This is a genomic window from Chthonomonas sp. (assembly GCF_035294505.1).
Lineage (GTDB): Bacteria > Armatimonadota > Chthonomonadetes > Chthonomonadales > Chthonomonadaceae > Chthonomonas.
In genome coordinates this window covers 38,635-60,391 of the sequence record NZ_DATGKU010000094.1, presented here as the reverse complement: position 1 = coordinate 60,391, position 21,757 = coordinate 38,635, and the positions used below count along the sequence as shown (strand labels likewise).

Annotated in this window: 18 protein-coding genes and 1 tRNA gene; 11 read left to right on the top strand and 8 right to left on the bottom strand. The window is 55.6% G+C overall.

What is annotated here, in order from left to right; genetic code table 11:
- Positions 1-225 precede the first annotated feature (225 nt).
- Positions 226-879, top strand: coding sequence for a hypothetical protein (locus VKV18_RS05605; RefSeq protein ID WP_324203243.1), 654 nt, complete (start codon positions 226-228; stop codon positions 877-879).
- An 11-nt stretch (positions 880-890) separates the two neighbouring features.
- Complete coding sequence (locus VKV18_RS05600) at positions 891-1,982, top strand: HD domain-containing phosphohydrolase (RefSeq protein WP_324203242.1); 1,092 nt, start codon at positions 891-893, stop codon at positions 1,980-1,982.
- Here VKV18_RS05600 and VKV18_RS05595 read toward each other — a convergent pair.
- Together VKV18_RS05595 and VKV18_RS05590 are read right to left on the bottom strand one after the other, a co-directional pair.
- Positions 1,979-3,709, bottom strand: a complete 1,731-nt coding sequence (locus VKV18_RS05595) for a GspE/PulE family protein (protein ID WP_324203241.1) — start codon at positions 3,707-3,709, stop codon at positions 1,979-1,981. The two genes, VKV18_RS05600 and VKV18_RS05595, sit on opposite strands and share 4 nt — an antisense overlap.
- A gap of 158 nt (positions 3,710-3,867) precedes the next feature.
- A tRNA-Phe gene (locus VKV18_RS05590) sits at positions 3,868-3,940 on the bottom strand.
- A gap of 357 nt (positions 3,941-4,297) precedes the next feature.
- On the opposite strand from VKV18_RS05590, the gene VKV18_RS05585 reads away from it, so the two are divergent.
- From VKV18_RS05585 to VKV18_RS05560, 6 genes are all read left to right on the top strand, one after another.
- Positions 4,298-4,624: a hypothetical protein gene (locus VKV18_RS05585; protein ID WP_324203240.1), complete on the top strand. Its 327-nt coding sequence runs from the start codon at positions 4,298-4,300 to the stop codon at positions 4,622-4,624.
- A 71-nt stretch (positions 4,625-4,695) separates the two neighbouring features.
- Complete coding sequence (locus tag VKV18_RS05580) at positions 4,696-5,370, top strand: TIGR03936 family radical SAM-associated protein (protein WP_324203239.1); 675 nt, start codon at positions 4,696-4,698, stop codon at positions 5,368-5,370.
- 247 nt (positions 5,371-5,617) lie between these two features.
- Entirely contained in the window at positions 5,618-7,348 is a 1,731-nt protein-coding gene (locus VKV18_RS05575) for a hypothetical protein (protein ID WP_324203238.1), read from the top strand.
- Between the two features lie 68 nt (positions 7,349-7,416).
- On the top strand, positions 7,417-8,481 hold the full coding sequence (locus VKV18_RS05570) for a hypothetical protein (protein ID WP_324203237.1): 1,065 nt from the start codon (positions 7,417-7,419) through the stop codon (positions 8,479-8,481).
- A 154-nt stretch (positions 8,482-8,635) separates the two neighbouring features.
- On the top strand, positions 8,636-9,871 hold the full coding sequence (locus tag VKV18_RS05565; protein ID WP_324203236.1) for an acyl-CoA dehydrogenase family protein: 1,236 nt from the start codon (positions 8,636-8,638) through the stop codon (positions 9,869-9,871).
- Positions 9,872-9,923: 52 nt separating this feature from the next.
- Positions 9,924-10,535 (top strand): DsbA family oxidoreductase, encoded by a 612-nt coding sequence (locus tag VKV18_RS05560; RefSeq protein ID WP_324203235.1) that lies wholly within the window; start codon positions 9,924-9,926, stop codon positions 10,533-10,535.
- Here VKV18_RS05560 and VKV18_RS05555 read toward each other — a convergent pair.
- The 3 genes from VKV18_RS05555 to VKV18_RS05545 all read right to left on the bottom strand — a co-directional run bounded on the left by VKV18_RS05555 (position 10,519) and on the right by VKV18_RS05545 (position 13,923).
- Positions 10,519-11,859: an MFS transporter gene (locus VKV18_RS05555; RefSeq protein WP_324203234.1), complete on the bottom strand. Its 1,341-nt coding sequence runs from the start codon at positions 11,857-11,859 to the stop codon at positions 10,519-10,521. The genes VKV18_RS05560 and VKV18_RS05555 overlap by 17 nt on opposite strands.
- 153 nt (positions 11,860-12,012) lie before the next feature.
- Positions 12,013-13,068, bottom strand: coding sequence for a Gfo/Idh/MocA family oxidoreductase (locus tag VKV18_RS05550; protein ID WP_324203233.1), 1,056 nt, complete (start codon positions 13,066-13,068; stop codon positions 12,013-12,015).
- Between the two features lie 72 nt (positions 13,069-13,140).
- Complete coding sequence (locus tag VKV18_RS05545; RefSeq protein WP_324203232.1) at positions 13,141-13,923, bottom strand: WecB/TagA/CpsF family glycosyltransferase; 783 nt, start codon at positions 13,921-13,923, stop codon at positions 13,141-13,143.
- Between the two features lie 116 nt (positions 13,924-14,039).
- Here VKV18_RS05545 and nusB point away from each other — a divergent pair, with 116 nt between their 5' ends.
- From nusB to VKV18_RS05530, 3 genes are all read left to right on the top strand, one after another.
- On the top strand, positions 14,040-15,089 hold the full coding sequence (nusB, locus tag VKV18_RS05540) for a transcription antitermination factor NusB (protein ID WP_324203231.1): 1,050 nt from the start codon (positions 14,040-14,042) through the stop codon (positions 15,087-15,089).
- Entirely contained in the window at positions 15,086-15,970 is an 885-nt protein-coding gene (gene folD, locus VKV18_RS05535; RefSeq protein WP_324203230.1) for a bifunctional methylenetetrahydrofolate dehydrogenase/methenyltetrahydrofolate cyclohydrolase FolD, read from the top strand. The genes nusB and folD overlap by 4 nt, the downstream gene beginning before the upstream one ends.
- 139 nt (positions 15,971-16,109) lie before the next feature.
- Entirely contained in the window at positions 16,110-17,465 is a 1,356-nt protein-coding gene (locus VKV18_RS05530) for a C1 family peptidase (protein WP_324203229.1), read from the top strand.
- A 70-nt stretch (positions 17,466-17,535) separates the two neighbouring features.
- Here VKV18_RS05530 and VKV18_RS05525 read toward each other — a convergent pair whose 3' ends face one another.
- The 3 genes from VKV18_RS05525 to VKV18_RS05515 all read right to left on the bottom strand — a co-directional run bounded on the left by VKV18_RS05525 (position 17,536) and on the right by VKV18_RS05515 (position 21,531).
- The gene (locus tag VKV18_RS05525) at positions 17,536-19,008 is read right to left on the bottom strand and encodes a carboxypeptidase-like regulatory domain-containing protein (protein ID WP_324203228.1); all 1,473 of its coding nucleotides are present in this window, start codon (positions 19,006-19,008) and stop codon (positions 17,536-17,538) included.
- A 238-nt stretch (positions 19,009-19,246) separates the two neighbouring features.
- Entirely contained in the window at positions 19,247-20,290 is a 1,044-nt protein-coding gene (locus tag VKV18_RS05520; RefSeq protein WP_324203227.1) for a right-handed parallel beta-helix repeat-containing protein, read from the bottom strand.
- A 20-nt stretch (positions 20,291-20,310) separates the two neighbouring features.
- The gene (locus VKV18_RS05515) at positions 20,311-21,531 is read right to left on the bottom strand and encodes a hypothetical protein (RefSeq protein ID WP_324203226.1); all 1,221 of its coding nucleotides are present in this window, start codon (positions 21,529-21,531) and stop codon (positions 20,311-20,313) included.
- Between the last annotated feature and the right edge of the window lie 226 nt (positions 21,532-21,757).

The window sequence follows — 21,757 nt, the reverse complement described above, 5'->3', positions numbered from 1 at the left end:
GGATGGCGACTTGCTTCGGCGCAGCCCTTCTCCATTTTCACGCCGTTTTTCTGCGCTCCCCATACTCCTACCGTTTTTTCTCATCTCCTCGAAAGAATTCAGCCGCTTTCTCCGATAATCTCTAGTGTTCGACCCATTGCTCCTTGCTTATATGTCCCTACTTTCGTTCTTTGGAGAAGGAGCTAGGCGAGCACTCAAAAAATGCTTATTGGAGCACGCAGAAAGATGGAAATTGAGTGGGAGGAGCCGCATACGGCCATACCAGAAGCGCATTTAGGAAACGAAGCAACCCCATCGCCAAAACGTCTCGATATTTTATTGCCCGCCGACCAAACTACAGGTGCGGTAACGACACAAGCCGGTTACGTCTATCTTCATGCGATGATCGAGATGGTGATGCGCAAAAATCAGCCGCTCTCTTTGGTCTGCATCGCACCGGATGCATCTCCAACAATGGAGTTTCTAGGTGAAACCGGCAAAAACCTCATTGGGCAGGCCATTGTTCGCTGCATTCGCCAGGAGACGCGCGACTACGACCTCGTCTATACCCTAAGCCTACCAACAATTACCGACACACCTGTGTTCGCACTCGTCTGCCCGCTAATGAATGAAGAGGAGGCAACCGCTCTCGGAGAACGCTTGCGAAAGATTATGACCTCTCAGGCCGGTGCAGAAGACCGCCCTTGGCTCTCTTTTAGTGTGGGTGTGGCCTCCATCTCTCTGGATGCACCCGATGCCGATAGCCTCACCGCCAGAGCTTGTGCTGCCCTTCAGAAGGCAAGACGTTCGGGCGGAGGACGACTCTGGCGTCATTCCGATACACTACGCGCTATCATTGAGAACGAAAGCCATTCCGACGAGGACTCCCAAAGCGAATAGAGGCCGAGACCATGCGCCGCTCGAACGCTCAGCAGTATCTTATAGCGCCGGCTTTCGATGTTTCCGCCGATCAAGACATCGCCTTACGCATAGATGAGGCCCACAATCGGCTTGAGGTAAACGTTCTCCTTCTCGAGCCGAACGACCAACTGCGCGAGGCTCTGGCCGTGCAGCTCTCCGCCGAAGGCTACCAGGTGATCTGCGCGGCGACAGCACACCGAGCGTTTGAGTTGCTGGCCGGCCAATCGTTCGATCTCTTTCTAGGGAAAGAGGAAACGCCACCACGATCACACGAACTGATTCTCGAGTGCAAAAAACGGTGGCCTCATCTTCCCTTTATTTTGTTGATGGAACCGGCCTATCTGCACTTGGCCCAACAAGCGCTCCGCAGCGGGGCGGACGATCTGTTCCTCTTATCGCAATCCCTCGAGGAGCTAGGTGAGGTCGTCGAGCGCAACCTCACTCAAGAGGCGCTTGCCCGCCGCCGCACCAAGCGCTATCGGACGATGTTACAGGCCTCCGGTGAAGCCGTACTTGATGCCATGCTCACCGCTTTGGCATTGCGGGACGTCGAAACAGAAGAGCACTCTCTGCGCGTTACCGCCTATACCATCGAGATCGCAGAAAGAATGGCCGTCCCGAAAGCGGAGATGTACCACATCGAGCGTGGAGCTTTGCTGCACGACATCGGAAAGATCGGCATTCCAGATCAGATTCTGCTGAAGCCGACGAAGCTGACCTCCGAGGAGCGTCTGAGAATGCAGACGCACTCCATCATTGGCTACAACATGTGTGCGCGTATCGAAAGTCTGCGCGGTGCCGCCCGCATCGTTCTCCATCACCACGAAGCTTGGGATGGCAGCGGCTACCCTCACGGACTACGCGGTGAGGCGATTCCTCTCGGCTCCCGAATTTTTGCCATTGCCGATGCACTCGATGCCATGACGAGCAATCGGCCCTATCGTAGTGCCTGTTCCCTCCCCAGCGCTCTTGAGGAGATAGAGCGATGCAGCGGCTCCCAATTCGATCCCGTCATCGTGAAGATCGCGCTCTCCGTGCCTCTAGCACGATGGGAGCAGTTGCGACATATTGCTAGCACTTAAAATCCATTCTCGTTTCCCTCTCCGTGCTCTACCGCCAGAACGCGACTTAGCTCGTCCGGCGTGGTAATGCCCTCGACAACCCGCCGTAAGCCGGCCTCCCGCATGGTGATCATGCCTTCGAGTTTTGCCTGCCGTTGCAGGTCGCTACCGGGCCTCTGCTGAAGAGCCATTTGGCGCAACGTCTCACTCATGGGCATTAGCTCGAACAGGGCCGTGCGTCCTCTCATGCCGCGCCCTCCACAACGTGGGCAACCTGCACCCCGCGCCAGCACCGGTCGAAAGCCGCTGGGCAAACGAATTCCCAAAGAATCCAGTAGGCCGGGCGGAGGGGGAAACAGCTCTCGACAATGCGGGCAAACCGTGCGCACGAGCCTTTGCCCAATCACGCCAATGAGCGCCGAACTGATCAGAAACGGCTCGATGCCCATGTTCTGAAGCCGAACAATGGCTCCGGGTGCGTCGTTCGTATGCAAGGTTGAAAGCACAAGATGGCCGGTGAGAGCGGCCTGAATGGCCGTCTCCGCTGTCTCTTTATCCCGTATCTCGCCCACCATAATCACATCGGGGTCTTGGCGCATCAAAGCGCGCAGCCCACTGGCAAAGGTAATACCGATTTGAGGCATCACTTGCATCTGGTTGACGCCGTTAAGATGGTACTCCACCGGGTCTTCGATGGTGCTGATGTTGCGCTCCGTTTGGTTAATGCGATTGAGAATCGAGTAGAGTGTCGTGGTCTTTCCTGAACCGGTGGGGCCGGTGACCAGAAGAATGCCGTAGGCCTGGCGCGTCATCTTATCGAAAATGGCTCGCTGTTCCGGCAAAAGCCCCAGTTTGTCGGGGCTGGTGAGGATACCGGTCTTTTTTAGCAGGCGCATCACCACCTTCTCGCCGTAGATAACAGGAATGGTGCTGATGCGTAGGTCATACACTTCGCCGTTCTCTCCGTGCATCACGAATCTACCATCTTGTGGGCGCCGCCTCTCCGCGATGTTCATATGGGCTAAGATTTTAATGCGCGAGATCACGGCCGCGTAGTGCCCTCGTGGCAAGGTCATCTGGTCATAAAGCAATCCGTCCTGACGAAACCGCACCCGTACCGTGGTCTCCTGCGGCTCGATATGGATATCGCTTACCCCTCCCGCAATGGCATCTTGAATAAGCCCGTTCACCAAGCGCACAATGGGGGCATCCTCAGCCATTCCGAGCAGTTCGTCTGTGCTCAACTCCGCCTCGGGCGTCTGGCCATCCATCTCTTGCAGTACCGAGGCCGCCCTTGGGCGTTGCCGATAGACGCGCTCTATAGCCTCCAGGAGGTCCGATTCGAGTGCCAAGTAGGGGATGATGCGTTGATTAAAGCGTCGCCGCAACTCGTCGAGAGCGCTAACATCGAGAGGGTCGGCCAGTGCCACACAGATGCCCTCCTGCTTTTTCTGAAAAGGGAGCGCTTTCATGCGTCTGGCCACGGCATCCGAAAGGGCATGGGCAACGCCCAGGTCTACATAGGTCTCACTGAGGTGAATGAACGGAAAGCCCGTTATCGCTTTTAAACACGGGCCGAGATCGTTTGGCGAGATGAACCCAAGCGAAACAAGGGTTTCACCGAGAAACTTGCCGGTCTCTTGCTGCACCTGCAGGGCTTTTTGAAGCTGTTGGGTATTGATGAGGCCGGTTTCAACCAAAAGCTCTCCCAAACGCGCGCATCGCACCTCGATCGCGAGGTTTGCCATAGAGGTCTCTCCTACAATACAATTCAACAATCTGCGGTTCTGGAAGAGTTATTCCCCAAAAGCAGCGGAAATTACCATGCAAGAAATACGGGTTCGACTCGTTTCGAGTCGAACCCTTAATCATACAAAGCGAAAAATCCAGATGGTAAGGAGGAAAGTGCCGAGAACAGGGATCGAACCTGTGACACGCGGATTTTCAGTCCGCTGCTCTACCAACTGAGCTATCTCGGCTTACCTCTACCAAGTTTGTATTATAACGTTTCGAGCGTCCGCTTGTCAAGCTTACACTCCGTAGAGCCTGGTGACGCTTCACCTGGTCTGCTTGTAGGGTCGGCACAAAGCCTACCTCCTACAGATACCTCTCTATTGCGGCGGGCTAAAGCCCTGCATTGTCAACTTGTAACGTAAGCACCCGCCAAACCGTAATTTGAATGGTTGTGCTACAAGAGGGTTTTACGGTAAACTATCGTTGTGGCACGCATTTTCGCTTGCCTCTGTCTGCAAGCGAAAGAAGATTCTAAATCCTTAATCCATCATGTTGGTTTTTGCCCTATGGGCAAAACCGGCAAAGGAGGTCAAGAGTTCGTTATGAAGAAGACAGCCTTGTTCTCAACCCTGCTCGCTGCCCTTAGCGTCTCCGTGGCAGTTGCAGCCCCGCCGGCCAAAAAGGCTCCGGCGAAAAAGCCCACTCCCAAAAAGCCGGCCATTGTGGATGTGTGGACTTGCCCCATCACGGGCGATAAGGTAGACCCGAAGATGCAGGCCGGCAAGCCGGTGGTTGTGGGCCACTATCGGGTTCACTTCTGCTGTGGCGGCTGCCCTGGTGCATTTGCAAAGCTCAGCCCGAAGGAGCAGCTTGCCAAGGCGGAGGCCGCCTACAAGAAAGACCACGAATCGAAAACAAAGAAGAGCTAGCACCAATCGCTCGCATCTCGTAACGAAGGGCGGAAGCGTTTTGCCTCCGCTCTTTTTCATAAGTCCGCTTTATGCCGCGCTATATTCTCTTCTTTACGAAAGAAGAGCCTGTTCGCTGGCTAGGCCATCTCGACATCCTGCGCACGTTCGAGAGGGCTATTCGGCGTTCCGGCCTGCCCATTGCGTTCTCCGGTGGTTTTAACCCGCGGGAACGGCTCTCTTTTGCCTCGGCCTTAGGCGTGGGCGTTACCGGCGCCGAGGAGCGGGTAGCCTTGGAGCTAACCGAGCTTATTCCGCCGCAAGAGGTGCAAGAGCGGCTTAATGCCGTTCTTCCGCCCGGCATTCGGATTATTCGATGCTTTCCCGTTTCGGAAGAGCAACAGGAGCGCAACCTTTTTGGCGAGCTAGACCGTGCCGATTATGAGGTGGTGTGCAGTGTCTCTGAGCCGATAACGGCCGAAGCGGTAGAGCGAGCGATTGACCATCTTCTCTCCCAACCCCAGGTAACGATCGCACGCGAGCGCGAGGGAAAGACGCGCGCCGTGGATATAAGGCCCTACGTTCATGCTCTTCAGCTTAAGCCGGAGAGTTTTCAGAACCACCAGTTTGTTCTTATCATGCGTCTGGGCATGGGGGAGACGGGCAACGTGCGCCCCAACGAGGTGGTCGAGGCGCTCGGTCAGCAGGTACCCGGCATTAAAGCTCGTCGTATCCACCGCCTTCGTCTGCTTGCTCCAGATTCTTAGATGCTTTACATACACTCTGCTTCGCTACACCTTCCTCTTTCAAAAGCCGAACTTTAAGAAGGCAAAAAAAGTGTTGACGCAAATAAGACACTATGTTATAATAGGTTTGTAGCTTCTACGGTAGAAGCTACCTATTCTGTAAAACAAAGGAGATACATCCTCATGAACGCCTATTGCCTAAACGGTAAGAAGTCACAGTTGCAGGGTGTCATGCTGCCCCCCCGTAGTCCCCTCCTTGTTTAAGGGTGTGATCGCAGCTTTGTTCATCCTGGTTTACCTCACCGTCTCCCCTCATGCGCTAGCCCAATATCCACCTCCTGGCCCGTACCCGCCTGGGTCGCCTTTTGGAGCGTGGGTTGGCCCCTACTATCTCCCCGTAGGTGAGATCGACTCATCTATCATTCCGGCAAGCAATCCCACCCCTGTGACGGATAAAGCCCCTTGGCCACCGCCTTATTCCTTCCCCTATAGAATAGACCCTCTTGGCATGGGCTATATCTTCTCGGCTTCCGGAAGCTACTTCTTTAGCACGGGCAGCACAGGGCCTAATCTCAACGCCCAATATTCGGCTAAAGGAATCCTCTACGGAATGTTTATTTGGGAAGACCCTATGACGGGGCTTCCACTTCCGAACGCCCCTAAAGACCTATGGGTTTTAGAGGATTGTCACGCGGATTATAGCGCAGGGCCAAATGGCCAAGGCGATGTGAACGACGGATGGGGCGACGATTTGGTGACAAACGATAACGATACCGCCGTCAGCGGCTACCGGCAGGGAGAACATCTGGTGCATCTGGACGGTTCTTCGGGCATAGCCAAGTTCGAAATCCCGCTTTCGGGGCAGATTCAAGCCTCCTGGTCTCCCAACGTAACCCCTGTGGGGTGTGGTGGGTTCTTGAACTTCTACGTAAGGGTTCAGCCGGACACACGCGGGGTGTATGTAAGCACCAGCTTAGGGGCCACCTATCATCGTGAGCTTATTAACAACGTGCCGACTCGGGTGCTCGATCGGCCCGAAAACGATGGCGACCCCTGCCCCAACAGCTTCAAGCTGGTTCAAAACACCGTGAAGCCGGACTGGACACCGTTTCCTGCCAGCCTCACAAAGGAAAACTCTGTTTGGATCAGTTACACGGCGTCGCCTGTGGGCGGCTGGGGTGCCAATAGCACGTATGAATGGATGGAAACTATGTTTAACGATAATCAGGATGGTTTATTCAATGTAAGTCCGGATCACTTGCAAACCATCTGGGACTTTCCACCTGGACAGCCTATACTTTTCCGTGAGTATGCCATCGGGCAAAATGGCATTGAATATTTCGAGCACGACGTTCAAAGCAACTCGATGAGCACGGTAACAACTCATGCATTTGTGCGCCTTACGGATTCGACGCCGGATTCCAACGGCGAACAGGCCAGCGCTACCGGCAACGTCTACGTGAATTTCCACTTCAAATACGGAGATCGAAGCGAATGGATACGAGACCCCAAAAAGACGGTATGCCATCCGATCACTCAGGACATCATACTTGGGAAACCACTTGAAGAGCAGCCTGATGATATTCAACATGATTGGAAGTGTGCTGGTCAATATGACAACCGGCAGTCCAAACAGACACAGCATCAGAGTTTCACCTTCTCTTCAGAATTAAAAGTCACAAACGGCGGCTCGATCAACTTTCAGTTAGGTCCGCTTGAGCAACTGGCATTACAAACTGCCATCAATCTCAATTTCAGCCAGGAGGAGGACATCACCCAAGGAGCGACGATAGATGTCAACATCGATCCCCAAGTCTATGTCCAGATATGGGTCGGTCCGATTTGGCATGAGGAGGGTGGCACCTGCCCCATCTACGATGCGCATGGATATGCCGGAGAGGCAACCTGGTACGCCCAAATAGTGGATATGGTAGGAGAGATTAAGTCGCTCGTTGCTCCCACCCCGGCTATCCATATTCAGCCTATTACTGAACCATAATTCTTGTTTCTACCACCTCGGCAGGCCTTAGGCCTGCCGAGGCCTCCACGATTTTAAGGAGATAAACCATGAAAGCAAGAGGAAACCTAAGCCAGATAAAGTGGGGGCTGTTTATCGTGCTAGCTCTGCTCCTCGCCCTGGGGCTGTTGGGCGGCCAAGCGCCCACACTCCACCAAACCGACACACCAAACAGCACAGCGGAACTCCTCAAACACTACAAGCCCGATTGGACAGGCACTATTATACTGCCCAACGGCAATAAAATCGGCCTGCCAGGCAAATTTTTTGGTGGGATATTTGATGATGTGGCCTGTCTTGGTTGCGTGCGTCTCTATCCCATGATGCAGGATAGGGCTTTGCGCAAAGCCTTCAAAATCCTCGAAGAGAAACACGCCTTCGATGCTGCCGCAAAAATCTTTCAAAGCTACCTCCAAACCCATCCCAACTCGATCTATGCCTGGATAGGCCTCATGCAGTGCAGCCCCAAATACTGGGATGCCGAACTAAAGAAGCTGGAAACCACCGATTTCGACCCGAAAAAAGACCCAACCTCCGCCTTCAAACTCGGAATGCTGCTGTGGTACAAATACATTATGCGGCCAGAACCACAGAATGTCAGTTACGAGCAGTACGAGGCTGCTCGAAGAGCGTGGATAGCAGACCCGGTTAAAAAACGCATAGAGTGGTTGCTGAAAGAGGCATGGGTCTACTCGCATAATCCTTTTTATGGCATTGCCTACGTTGATGATAGCCCTCACTCTGGCATTCCCCGCATAAGCGATCAGGAACTGATTAAGGCGATGTTAGAGGAGACGGCAGGGCCGAAAGCGATGGCGATCTATCACCAGGCCGAAGCCAACCATTGGAACGGGCCTGTACCGGACTTGAAACTGATAGACCCTCAGAAATTGGGGTTGTTGCGTGGAGTAATAGCAACTCTCTACATAGACAGAATGTCTTATGGAGAGACATTCTTTCCAGAGGCCAATGGGAAAATGCGTGTTGTCTACGACCACTATCCCTCCCCGGAGGCCAAACGGCAAGGAGCCTATCTGAAACGGTGGCGTAATCTTATTGACCAGACGCTTAAGGCAGAGTATGAGGACGTTCCTACCCCAGAGGCCAAAAACTAGAAACGGTTCACACTAAGACATCTCAATGTTTTCTCACTGTCTCTCTCACGATTTCGGCGGTTTGCGAGGAATAGCCTGCAATCCATGAGGTTTTTTCGTCTTGAGCAGGTAAACTTTAAATAGCAGCACCGCATGATGAGAGGAGACAGGAGCGATGGCTTCCGGAAGCTGTGGCCCAGCAGAGAACACAGAGGATGCAGTGGGCTTGCCGACCCCAGAAAGCGCCCACCACAGCCCTGAAGAAGAGCAACTCATCGCCAAAGCGCGCCAAATTGCCGAAGAGGTTCTGTTGCCCAACGCGGAGATAAGCGACCAGGCCGACGGCCCTAACCGAGAGAATTTTCGTGCTCTAGCCGAAGCCGGCCTCTTGGGGATTGCGTTGCCCAAAGAGTATGGTGGCTCCAACGTCTCGGGTGAGACGCAGCGGGCCATCACCGAGATACTCGCCTCCGCCTGCGGCGTTACCACCTTTGTGCAGGCGCAACATCACGGCCCTTCACGCATGATCGCCAACGGGCCAAACCCCGCCCTCAAAGAGCGCCTCGTGCCGGAGCTTGCCGCGGGACGAATGCTGTGCGGTGTCTCCTTTGCCCACTTGCGTCGCCCCGGGCCTCCTGTGTTGCGCGCGGAACCCGTGCCCGGTGGCTATCGCCTTTATGGCACCGCCCCATGGGTTACCGGATGGGGCCTCATGAACCAGGTCGTTTTCGGCGCCACTCTGCCGGACGAGCGTTTTGTCTACGTTTGGGTGCCGGCGAACCGAGAGGAGTTCCCGGAACTGTTCGAGGGGCTTACGCCGCCCGATGGGGACTGGGGCCGCTATCAAGCTTCTCCGCCGTTGCGCCTCTGCGCCATGAACGCCTCGGCAACGGTTACCCTCACCCTTGAAGGCCTCTTCGTGCCAGAAGCCCATCGCCTGCAATTCTCCGATAGAGAGACCCTGCGCTGCAACGACCGCAAAGGCGTTTTGGGGGGCACGGCCCTCCCCATGGGCTGCGCCGCCGGAGCCGTGCGCCTGCTCTGCAGCCTGGCGGAAAAACGCCCCCTACCGGCCATTCGCCAATCTGCAGACCATTTCACCCAAGAGCTTGCCCGCACCCGCCGTGCCATTGCAGAGTGGAACGCACGCAACAACGAGCCGGATTTCTTTGAAAAAGCGGTTCGCCTGCGCGCCCATGCCATCCGCTTGGCCGTTCGCGCCGCCCATGCCGCCGTGGCGGCCAGCAGCGGAGCGGCCAACCTGCTTTCTAACCCAGCTCAGCGCCTCTTCCGCGAGGCGATGTTCTATACGGTACAAGCACAAACACAAGAGGTGATGGCCGCCACCCTGCAGCTCCTGGAAGAGGAGACTTTGGAGGAGCTGCTGCCGCCTGCGGAAACATCCTCCTAGGCGTTTAAAGAGGAGGTAGACGAAACGCACACCGGTTTGTGAAGGAAGAAGGATGCCTGTTCTGTCCGTCGCACACGATGTCATCTGCCCTTGGTGTTGGGTAGGTCGCCATCAGGCAAAACGTTTGAAACAAGAGTTTCCGACCATCGAATTCAATTGGCTTGGGTTCGAGCTTTTACCGGAGGGGCTAACCTACACACCCCCTCCCCCCGATCCGGATGCCGATAAAAAGCCGCCGGTGCCCACACGCCTGGAACTGCTCTTGGCGGCCGAAGGGCTTACCCTGCCGAAAAAGCGAGGGCCTCTCTCTAACTCTCGCCTCGCGTTGGAAGGTGCCGAGTTTGCTAAGGAACAAGGGCTTATCGAGCCTTATCTCGATGCCCTATATCATGCCTATTGGGAAGAAGACAGGGATATAGCCGATAGAAGCATCCTTCGCGAGATCGCAAGGAGAGCCGATCTCGATGGGGTGGCTTTTGAGCGATGCCTTAACGAGCGCCGCTACAGAGATAGAATCGTCGAGTTCGACGCCCCTGCCCATCGTGTAGGCATTTGGAACGTACCGACTTGGATGTTCCCAGAAAAATGGGTTGCCGAACAACCCTACACCGTGCTGCGCGGGCTGGCGGCGCGTTTTGTGGCCGGGACTACTCCTTCTCGATAGCGGCCGTACTCGGATTCTCATGTACGGCAAAGACCGCAATAAGAAAAGCCGTCAGCAGCATCACCGCACACCCTAAGAACGGCCACCCATGGTTGGGAACAACCAAAAAACCTAGGCGGAAGCCGGGCTGCTTATAGAGAAAACTGCCCACACCAATCCCCACAATGGTGCCAAGCGCCTGTGCTGTTCCCACCGCGCCAATGGCCGCCCCTCGTTGGCTTGCATCGCTTAAAGAGCTTACCAGTGCCATCCAAGCGGGAAAGGCCAGCACAAAGCCAAGCCCAAGCAGCGTTCCGTAGATCGGCAAGGTAGCGCGCTGCAAAAACAGCACCATAAGCCAGAAGGAGACCGCACACGTCCCGATGCCGATCTTGATCGCCAACGGTTTCCCCAATCGGTCGCCCAAGGCCCCCATCGGCGCCGAGAGAACGGCAATAAGGAGCGCCGGAATAAGCAACATGCGCCCGAAATCCGTCTCTGTAAGATGTAAAGCCGCCATTAAGAAGAGCTTTACGTAGGCCATGATCAGCCCGATGCCGAGAAAAGTGATGAAGGTCATGAGGAGTATCATGGGCATTCGGCGCATCATGGCACGGAAGGCCTTAAAATCAAACTCGTTTGTGGCCTTGGCGTGGCCGGCGCCGGGGTGATCGTTTGGTAGCACGAGCACGGCGATCAGCGAGGTTAAGAGAAACAGCACCGAGGCCAAATAGAAGGAGAAGCGCACGGGCGATGCCCCATGAAGATGGAGGCGGTACCGGGCAAAGTCGTCTATCGCCCCTCCGAGAAACGGCCCTACCGCAACCCCGATGAGATAGGCAATATTAAAATAGCTCATCGCGGCCGTGCGCCTGTTTTCGGGAACGTGGTCACCGATAAGGCTAAACGCCGACGGCCAAAGCGCCGCCGCCCCAATGCCGTCGAAAATGCGTAGAAGGATGAGGGCAAAGGGATGCTGCACGTGGGGCGTCAGCACGGCTGTGGCCGTAGAGAGGAGAGGGCCGGCGATCATCATGACCTTGCGCCCGAATCGATCACCTAAAATGCCGAACGGCGACTTTAAAAGGCCCTCCGTCACCAGGAAAGAGAGCATGGCGATGCCCACGAGATGATCGCCAAGGCGGAGGTCATGAATATAGACCGGCATGGCCGAAACGTTCACGGTGGTGTAGCCCAGCTCGCCGAACACGGCCACGCAGACGATCGCCAAAAGCAACCCCCTCACGCTCACCGTCGGAGCGGAGGTCGAACACAAAGCCGTCTCCTGAGAAGTCTCTATTCCCTTCTCAGAACGTTCGGATGGGGTTTCTGAGGGCGCTTCCAAAGGAAACTCTCCTTTGCCTGACGGAATAACCGGCCGACGGTATCGGCGTAGCCGATACGCTTTTCAAGACGAAGTAGTGCATAGATTTGGTTTCGTTATCTTACGAAGAACCCACCTGTACGCTCGAGGCGCACAGGTGGGTTGAGGAGAGCATTAGGCGATGGCGACTTCTTTGCCCGATTCTGCGGAGCGATAGAGGGCTTCGGTAATCTGCGCTACGATCAAGGCCTGTTCCCCGGTTACCAGCGGCTCCTTGCCGTCGCGTACACACTCCACAAACGACTTGATCTCGGCGTTGTAGGTGTTGAACTGCTGGCCGCCACCGGGCACCCGTGGCTCGAAGTGATAGAGCGCTTTATGCTTCTCCTGCACAATGGTGGGCGGGCTTGTTTCCAGACCGCCGTCCGTGCCTAACAGCGTTATGTTTTGGGTGTCCTGCTTCCAGTTGGCGGCGAAGCTCGCCTCAATCGTCATGGTGAGGCCGTTCTCGAAGCGCACAAAGCCAACGGCCAAATCCTCCACGGTGAAGTTCTTGTAATCCCATTGGCCCATAAACCCAACGAGGTCGCGATTGCCCAGTTTCTGATAGGTCATACCGGTAGCGCTGATGGGTTTAGGATGCCCCATAAACCAGAGCGCGAGGTCAATTACGTGTACCCCGATATCTATGAGAGGGCCCCCGCCCTGTTTTTCCTTATCGGTAAAGACACCCCAACCGGGAATGCCGCGCACGCGCAAGGCCTGCACGCGCGCGTAGTAGATGTCGCCTAGGTCGCCGGCATCTATGAAACGCTTCAGGGCCTGATGGGTAGGCGAAAAGCGCGAGTTGAAGCCCACTTGTAAGATTTTGCCCTGTTTGCGCGCCGTCTCCACCATCTCCTTTGCCTCTTGGGTATTGATGGCGATAGGCTTCTCGCAGAGCACATGTTTGCCGGCCTTCAAGGCATCCACAGTAGGCCCGTAGTGTGCCGCGTTGTGCGTGCAGACAGAAACCGCATCGATCTCATCGAGCTCTAGCAGCTTGCGGTAATCATCGAAAAGATGCTTTACTTGCGGATAGCGTTGTGCGGTGCGTTGAAGGGCTTCTGGATTAATATCGCAGAGAGCCACAATTTCACACTCATCGGGGATGTTTGCATAGCCGGGAAGATGCGCCCCATTGGCAATACCTCCCGTACCGATCACACCCACTCGAACTTTTTTAGCCACGTTCTCCTATAGTCCTTTCCTGGTTGTTTTTTATTTTTTGGAAACTCTCGTTCCCCCTGCGGAACGCCGATTTTAGCCGGTTTTGAGAGGCTGCTGCGTCCTCTGAGAACGCCACACCAGCTTCACAAAACGCGGGAGCAGCAGCACTTTGCCCAGTTTGCGCGGGTTGTTTAACAACCGCCAAAGCCACTCCAAATGAAGCCGACGCATCCATTGAGGAGCACGCCTTACCTTGCCGGAGAGCACGTCGAAGGTTCCCCCTACCCCAATTGCCACCGGCACCCCAAGCGCACGTTGATAGGTGGCTATCCACTTCTCCTGTTTCGGAATCCCTAAGGCCACACACAGAATATCGGGTTGGCAGCGGCGTATCTCATCTAGGATGGCCTCGTTCTCCGTCGGGCCGAAGAACCCATGATAAGCCCCCACAATTTGAACGCCCGGATAGCGCCGGCGCATGCGCTCGGCGGCAGCAGCAGCGATGCCTGGCGCCGCCCCGAGAAAGTAGAGGCGATAGCCTTTCTGCGCAGAAAGCGCACAAAAACGTTCCACAAGCTCAACGCCCGATACGCGTTCCGCCAAAGGCGTTCCCTGCCGCCTCGCCGCCCAAAGCACCCCCGCGCTATCCGGCGTTATAAGATCGGCAGCGAGTAAAATAGAGCGTAACTCCCTATCCTCCTGCGCCATCACCAACATGGATGCGTCCGCCGTGATAATGTGTCGAGGCTTGCGCTCCCGAACGAATCGATCCACGATATCAAGAGCCTCCTGCATGTTCACGCGATGAACAGGAAGCCCCAAGATGGTGATGGCGGGAACCGTTTTGGCGTCCGCCTGAGTTTGAAGGTCGGTCATTCTATAAACTGTCCTCTAGGGCCTACCCCAAAGCCGGCATTTCTGGTGTACAATATCGTGCGTGAAGAGTCCTACGGTGTAAAATCCGCTTAGAAGTATACCCTTGAGATTTCAAAATGCGAATTAGCGTGCGCCGATTAGCGCGTGAATGGGCTTTGAAAGTGCTCTATCAATACGATGTGGGCGATGGTGATCTCCATGAGGTGCTCATGACCGCGATGGATCACCTTCGTCAGGATTTTGTACATCTCGGCTCACGCACCAGCAGCGGCTCTCCTTTCGAGGAGGCCTGTCTCGATGTTCTCACACAACCTCTTCTGCCCCGACTGCCTCACTTTCATCTGGCTTTGGCACGCCTCTATGCTTTCGTGGCAGCCGCCCTACTCGGAGAGGCCCCGTGGTGGCAAGAACAGCTTCTGGAAAGGTCTTTGCGCAATAAACTGCCCTCCGGTGTCTTACAACCCCCTTATCTACTCTCCGCCCTCCCCAAAAGGGCCTTCTTACCACCACCCGGCCATCCGCTCGAAGCCGATTATGAGGCTCTAACCTCCCAAGAGAAGGCCGATCTGGAGCAGTTTCTTCAGGAGATGAGAGAAAATTTGCCTCGTCACCTCGAAAGCCTCATGCGCGGCATCGCACGTCAGGAGGCGAAACGCATTTTGGATTCCCTCCCCGCCTCCGCGCCGACGGAAGAGACCCGAAACCTCTTGCTAACACAACGCGAGGAGTTCAATCGGCAGCAGATAGCGCGTTGGCGCCGAATCGCGGATACGGTGAGGCACTATCTTGAACTGTGGCTTCGTACCGCTCCCTTTGCTACCCAGTTGGTACTGGATGTGTCTCAAAACCGTAATCAGCTCGACGCAGCCATTGGAGAGACGGCCGTGGGTTGGAGGTTGGAACGCCTCGTATCGGTAGACCGCAACATCCTCCGTCTCGGCGCTTGTGAACTGCTGATCCGACGCGAGCTTCCGGCTGCCGTCATCATTAACGAGGCTGTGGAGCTGGCCAAAAAGTATAGCACCGCCGATTCGGGCCGATTCGTGAACGGTGTGCTGAGCGCGATGGCCGAAAAGCTTGCCACCGCTCCAACGCCCTCACCGCATCTCATGGAACAAGAAGAGACCCTCATCGAAATGGATATGGATGGAAAGGACGAGAGTTGAGCGAACAGACGGAACGTAAAGCCACTTTACTCGATGGCACCGCCACAGCGCGAACGATCCGCGCCGAGATCGCCGAGGCGGTACGTGCGTTCAAACAGGAACGGGGCATCGTGCCGCATCTCGCTGCTGTGCTCATTGGCGATAACCCCGCTTCAGAGACCTATGTGGCCATGAAGCAGAAAGCCTGTGGATGGGTAGGTATGGAATCGTCGGTGCATCGCTTGCCCGCCGACACCACTCAGGAAGAGGCCGAGGCGCTTGTGGAACGTCTCAATGCCGACCCCCACGTCCACGGCATCCTGGTGCAACACCCACTTCCGAAACATCTGCACGAGACCGCCGTGCTCGATAAGGTTTCGGTGGAGAAGGATATTGATGGCATTAGCCGCATGAGCCTGGGCGCCCTCGTCAACGGGGAACCGGCCTTCCCCGCCTGCACGCCCGCCGGCATTATTGAGCTGCTCGATCGGTACCATATCCCCATCGAAGGCAAACATGCTGTGGTTGTGGGGCGAAGCATCATCTTGGGAAAGCCCATGGCGCTTCTTCTCCTAAACCGCAACGCAACGGTTACCATCTGTCACTCACGTACCCCAAATTTGGCCGAGCAGACTCGCCAGGCCGACATCCTCGTTGCCGCTGTGGGACGCCCAGAGATGATAACCGGCGACATGATCCGTCCCGGCGCGGTGGTCATAGATGCCGGTTACAATCGTGTAGAGGGCCGTAGTGGGGACGTGGGCGATGTGCATTTTGAATCGGCGGCGCAGGTTGCCTCCTATATTACCCCTGTCCCAGGCGGAGTTGGCCCCATGACCATCGCCATGTTGCTGCGCAACACGCTCCTTGCCGCCATGGGGAACTATCCGACCACCAGATAGCTGGCCTTTAACACGCCTGGCCGCCCCAGCGTTGAAGCCTGGAGTTTCTAACCTATTCGTAACACTAGAGGAACTCCGAAACTAAATGTCGAAAGAGGAGTCTTGTAGTTGTCAAAAAACCTAATCTGCGAGGAAACGAATGGCAAAAAAAGTGAATTCGAGTAAAGGCCCTCTCTGCCCTGAAGACTTAGAACGGATGCGCCGTGACTTCCAAGCCAACCCCATCTTTCGTGTGGCTATGAACGCGGTTTGCAAAACCCCTATCAATCAGGTTGCCCTTAATCGTCATGTGGTTACCCGCACCAACCACACTTTTTCGCACATGGTGAAAACAGGTGCCGCCACGAGCCAAGAGAGAAGCGGACGCTGCTGGCTCTTTGCCGCACTGAACACCCTGCGCATGGCCGCAGCGGAACAGATGAACCTGGAGGATTTCGAGTTTTCTCAAAACTACCTCATGTTCTGGGATAAGCTGGAAAAGGCCAACTATTTCTTAGAAAATATCCTCAAAACGCTTGATGAACCTACCGATGGGCGCCTGATCAACTGGCTACTGCAATCCCCCATTCAAGATGGCGGACAGTGGGATATGTTTGTTAACCTCGTGCACAAGTATGGGCTTATCCCCAAAAGCATCATGCCCGAAACGGAAAGCAGCAGCAACACACCCAGCATGAACTACTACATTACTGCCAAGCTGCGCGAAGATGCGGCCGAGCTACGCAAAGCCCATAGCAAGGGCGTTAAGGAGGCCAAACTGCGTGAACGCAAAGCCGAAATGGTGAACGAAGTCTACCGCATGTTGTGCATCCATCTCGGCGAACCTCCTCAGGAGTTTCTTTGGCAGTGGCGCGACAAAGATAAGGTCTTTCACCGCGATGGGGTCATTACACCACATGAGTTCATGCAACGCCATGTGCCCGTAGACCTCGATGAGCGTGTCTGTCTCATCCATTGCCCCATTTTAGATTATAACAAGCTCTACACCATTGAGTATCTGGGCAATGTTGTAGAAGGGCACATTGTGCGCTATCTCAATGTAGAGCTTCCTGTAATTAAAAAAGCCACCGTCTCCATGATCAAAGACGGCAAACCGGTTTGGTTTGGATGCGATGTAGGCAAACACTTCGACCGCGATCTGGGGCTTATGGACTTAGAGCTGCACGATCCGGAAAGCCTTTACGGTGTCTCTTTTGGGATGGATAAGGCCACTCGGCTGAACTACGGCCATAGCCAGATGACCCATGCCATGGTGTTTACCGGCGTAGACCTCGACGAGAAGGAGCGCCCGCGCAAGTGGCGTGTGGAGAACAGTTGGGGCGATAAAGGTGGCGACAAGGGCTTCATGGTGATGACCGACCCTTGGTTCGATGAATATACCTACGAGGTGGTGGTAGAGAAGTCGTACGTCGAGCCGAAAATCCTCAAGGCGCTCGATACGAAGCCTATTCCTCTGCCCCCCTGGCACCCGATGGGCTCGCTGGCCTGTGCCTAAAACCCATCCTCTTAACATTACGGGCAGCCGAATGGCTGCCCGTAACTTTTTTTTACTTCGCTAAGGTCTCTTAGAAGAGCGTAGCCGTCCACGTGCCGGAGCCGTTGAACACGTTGCCCGACACCAAACCGCTGCAGCTCCAACTGCCTTGCAACGACGGTTGCCCTATGGCAGCGCTGGCCGAGATCGTTGCCGAGGCGCTAGCGCCGCTCGCTAAAGGAAATACAGGCGTGAGAGAGAGCGTGTTGTTCGAGCCAAGGCTTCCGAAGGCAAGCACCACCTTTTGATTATGAGGCAGCGTGGTATCGGTGTTGTCGTGGGCATACAAAAGGAGTTCCTTGTTCGGAAAGAGGAAAAGGAACCACGAGCCAGAAGGGCCCGACGAACTGCCGGCAGCCTGAGCGCTAAATGTACCTACATAGGCGGCGCCAGGTGTGCCTGTCAGGGTGTTTGTGTTGTCTTGAGAGCCGCTTTGGCTACCGCCCGAGCTTCCGGAACCGCCGGAACCGGTAGGCGGCGGAGGCGGCGTGCTGCCACCGCTCGAATCGCTTTGCGCCGAGGCGTGGGTCGCCTCCCAATGGCCATCTAGCTGCCCGTTCGCAGAAGCCCAATGCCCGTGCATCTCTTCACCGTCCACAACGCCGGTCACGGTGTACGAGGCATCCGTTGTGGTGGCTGTGAAGGAGCCGTCCGATTGTAGCGTGGCAGAAAAGCTATCGGCATCGGAGACAGACCCTCCGCTGGAGGCCAGCACAAGGACGCCCTGCACGGTGGAATGGGTGCTATCTACCACGAGGTCTACGAGAGCATGAACCGCCTTCCCCTCGTTCTCCTCATCCGAGGCCGCCTGCGAAGGGGGTTGCCCAACATAGGCGCCGCCGATAACCGCTTGCGCCTCCTCTTGTTCCACCTGCTCGGCCACATTTTCCTGGTCGGTAAGCTGTTTGGTGAGGTCAATATTCGGTCCATGCCCCGCCTGTTCTTGGGCCAGCACCTGCTGCACAAACTGGCTTACCAACGTCCCTAGATTGGCCGTATTCGAGGCCAGATTCGCCTTGAGCTGTTGCAGCAAGTAGCCCACCGCCAACGTGGTGTTTTCGTCGGCATCGGCCACCACAGGTCCACTCGAAGAGGAGGTGCTGGTGGAGGCATAGGTAGCCACCGTTATGGTCGTCGGAGTGCCCGTACTGGTAACGGTTTTGCTGGCCTGCACCACGAAATTATGCCCTGGAGGCAGGTTCTGGAACTGGTAGTTCCCGTTGGCATCGGTTGTTGTGGTAGCAACCGGAGAGCCGGCAATCGCGTTGGCGCCTCCTTGGGTAATATCGTAGAGGCTTACACTGGCGCCGGGCAGAGGTACATTGGTGGATGTTGCGCGGAAGCTAACCCCACGCGTTGGGGTTCCGGAGGGCACAGTCACGGTTCCTGTGAGGCTGGTGGTACTTCGTGTTCCCACAGAGCCTCCGCCGCCGCCACACCCTGTTAAGGCCACGCCGAAACCGGCGGCAGCCAACCCCAAAAGCAAGTAACGACCAACTTTCATCGTTTGTATCTCCTCGATCAAGATGAAAAAGCCCATCCGAGACGCTTTGCGGGGGATGAGCTACTAACTCGATTATCGGATGTTCAAACAGAAAAGAACATAGTAGAGAAACGTGAATTCCGAAGCGCTTGTGACATGGATTTCCAGGAGAATACGGCAGTCCTAGTTTTTCGATTCCTAAGAGGGCAAAAGGGTTCCCTAATCGGCCGGCACCGACCTCGCTTCCCTGTTCCAAGCCCTATTTCACCGGCCAAGGGGAGGGTGGTGACGGAGTCCAGTAAGTGACGGCATAGGGAGCGGTAGCAAGCAAAGCGTTTCTCGATAGAACATGAGGGCCGGTCGCAAGCTGGTTCTGGGTAAGCCCGTAAAACCGGTTTCCAAGCACTTGTACAGGAACGGGTGAAGCGTTGTGCACGGCGGTAGGAGGATGCGCCGTTTGATCGTTAAGTAGGATGTTATCTTGAACCACAAGAGAGGAGGGACTCTTGAGATGGCCTTCCTCGCCAAAAGCGATGATGATACCCGTCTCCGATTTCGGCCCCTTCTCGATCAGATTCTTCTGAATACGTGCGATGCCGCCGTTAGGCAGATCGATGCTGAAACTGGTCGTTCCATCGGGGCCATCGGCAATGACAGAGGCGGTAATGGTTGTGCGTCGGGCACGGCTCTTGATGTTGTGCCCCACAACGGCCGCATAGAAATAGCTGTGTTGCACCACCAAACTGTCGGCATCTCCAACGTAGAGGTTGTGCGTAAAACCGTCGCCAGCACCGTTATGTGCGAACTCACAGTTTCGAATGGTTAACGTGCCGCCCTGACCAAGCAGACCATCTTGATTATCATGAAAGCAGCAGTTTTCAAGAGTTAAATTGCCGCCCTGCCAGCGGATGCCGGCATCGTTGCCGCTGGGGCCTTTCGCCCCAGAAAATTCCAGATTTTGAAGCACACAGTCCGTGTTAACGATAAAAATCCCCTTATCGTTCGGAATAGGCTTTGTGCAAACGAGGTGAGCCTTACCACCAACACCCACAATCTGAACTTTGGCATCTATGCTGGCGAAATCGTTGAGGTAGGTGCCTGCCTGCACGCGAATGGTATCGCCATCGCGCGAAGCCGCAAGCGCCGCCGACAGAGTTGCAAACTCCTGCCCAGGCCCCACGGTAAGCACCCGCCGTTTGGAAGAAGGGCTTTGAACAAAAAGCGTTCCCTTGTCATTGGCCCCTATCCCACCTACCATGAGCAGCATAAGGCCTGTAAAACGAAAGAAAGTCGCACGGTTCACTTGAGGTTCTCCAAGGGAAGCTAAAAAGCTTGAGGCGGCCGATCCGTTTGGAACAGTTTGGCCTCGATGTCTGGCGACAGAGCGGGAGGCGCAGAACGATCTAACTCCGCCCGTGCTTGAAGCAAAGCAAGACACTCCTGAGTCGCCATAGCCACCGCTTGCGGGAGGGAGGGCAGCTGAAGCAGGTCTTTTAAAAACGGGATGGCACGTGGATCGCTGCGGAGTTTAATGTCCTCGATGATCGCCAAAGCGATATCGCTGTCCAACGGTTCCCCCGATTGGCTGGCGCGCAACAGCTCTTCAGACCTCTCTAGATGCGCATCCATAGCCGGCCGCAGAAGCTGCTCCGGCATGGTCGGCTCGACCTGAGAGGCTCGCAAAAGAACGCGGGTCTCTTGTTCCCGACGTAGGCGCTCCTCAATGCGCCTCTGTGCCTCGATGGCCGCCTGACGAATAGGCGGCAGATGACCGTGCTTTCCCCTGCCTCGCGCGATGAGTTTTACCGCGGAGAGCACGCTTCGGGTGCCCACTTTTGTAAAGGCCTCGAGTATTCGCTGCGCAAGCAGCTCGTTGGGGGCGTTCAGCAGATAAGAGAGCAGCTGAAGAGTAGAGGGTCTTAGCGTGCCGTAGTGCGCCGATGTTAGCAAGGGAAGCAAATGGCAGAGAGCGTTGCGCGCCTGTAGACGCACAAACAGCATGTCGTTCACCGCTGCTGCAGTGAGGAGATCGATAGTCTCTACGGCCTGAAGGGTTTGTAGAGCGCGCGCGGCCTCTCCTCTGATCTGGGCAGCGTGCGAGCGGGCGGCATCCCACACAAACAGATGCACGAGAGGGTAGCAAAGAATGGCAATAACCAAGATACCAGCCGGGGTAAGCGTTATTGCCCCGATAATGAGGCTGATAAAGGCCGAACGCGCCACGATGCTGCGCAGCGATGGCTTATACCGCTTGCTGACCACATCGGCGAGCGTTTGTATTGCAACCGAACGCTGATGGGGCAACAGAGGAACATGGGATAGGCACCAAGCAGCCAGCCGCGATTCGCGCCAATGATACCTGTCAGGAGAGACCAAGGCCTGCACAAGCTCTGCAAAGGCCGTCGCCGGCGGTGTCGCATTGGCGACGATCTGCTCGGCGATCGCACGAATGCGGCTTCGTTGCGAAACCTGATTGAGTAACGAGAAGGCATGTCGCACCTCATCGTTACCTAAAGGAGGCGGCTGTATGGACGTGGTCATCATAATATCTTTTCACTAAGGATATTACCACCGTTTGCCATCAAAATCATCGTGGTGCACGGTTCCGCGTTCGACCCCGTTGAGGCTCTTTATCTACACCAAGCTCCTCCTAAAACGCGCTTTCCGCTTTTTGGCCTCTTAGGCACATTATATACCTGGCAAACCGGCAACTTTACCGAAAAACAACGAAACCTTTTTCATGCTACACTGGTTATCTATAGCATACCGT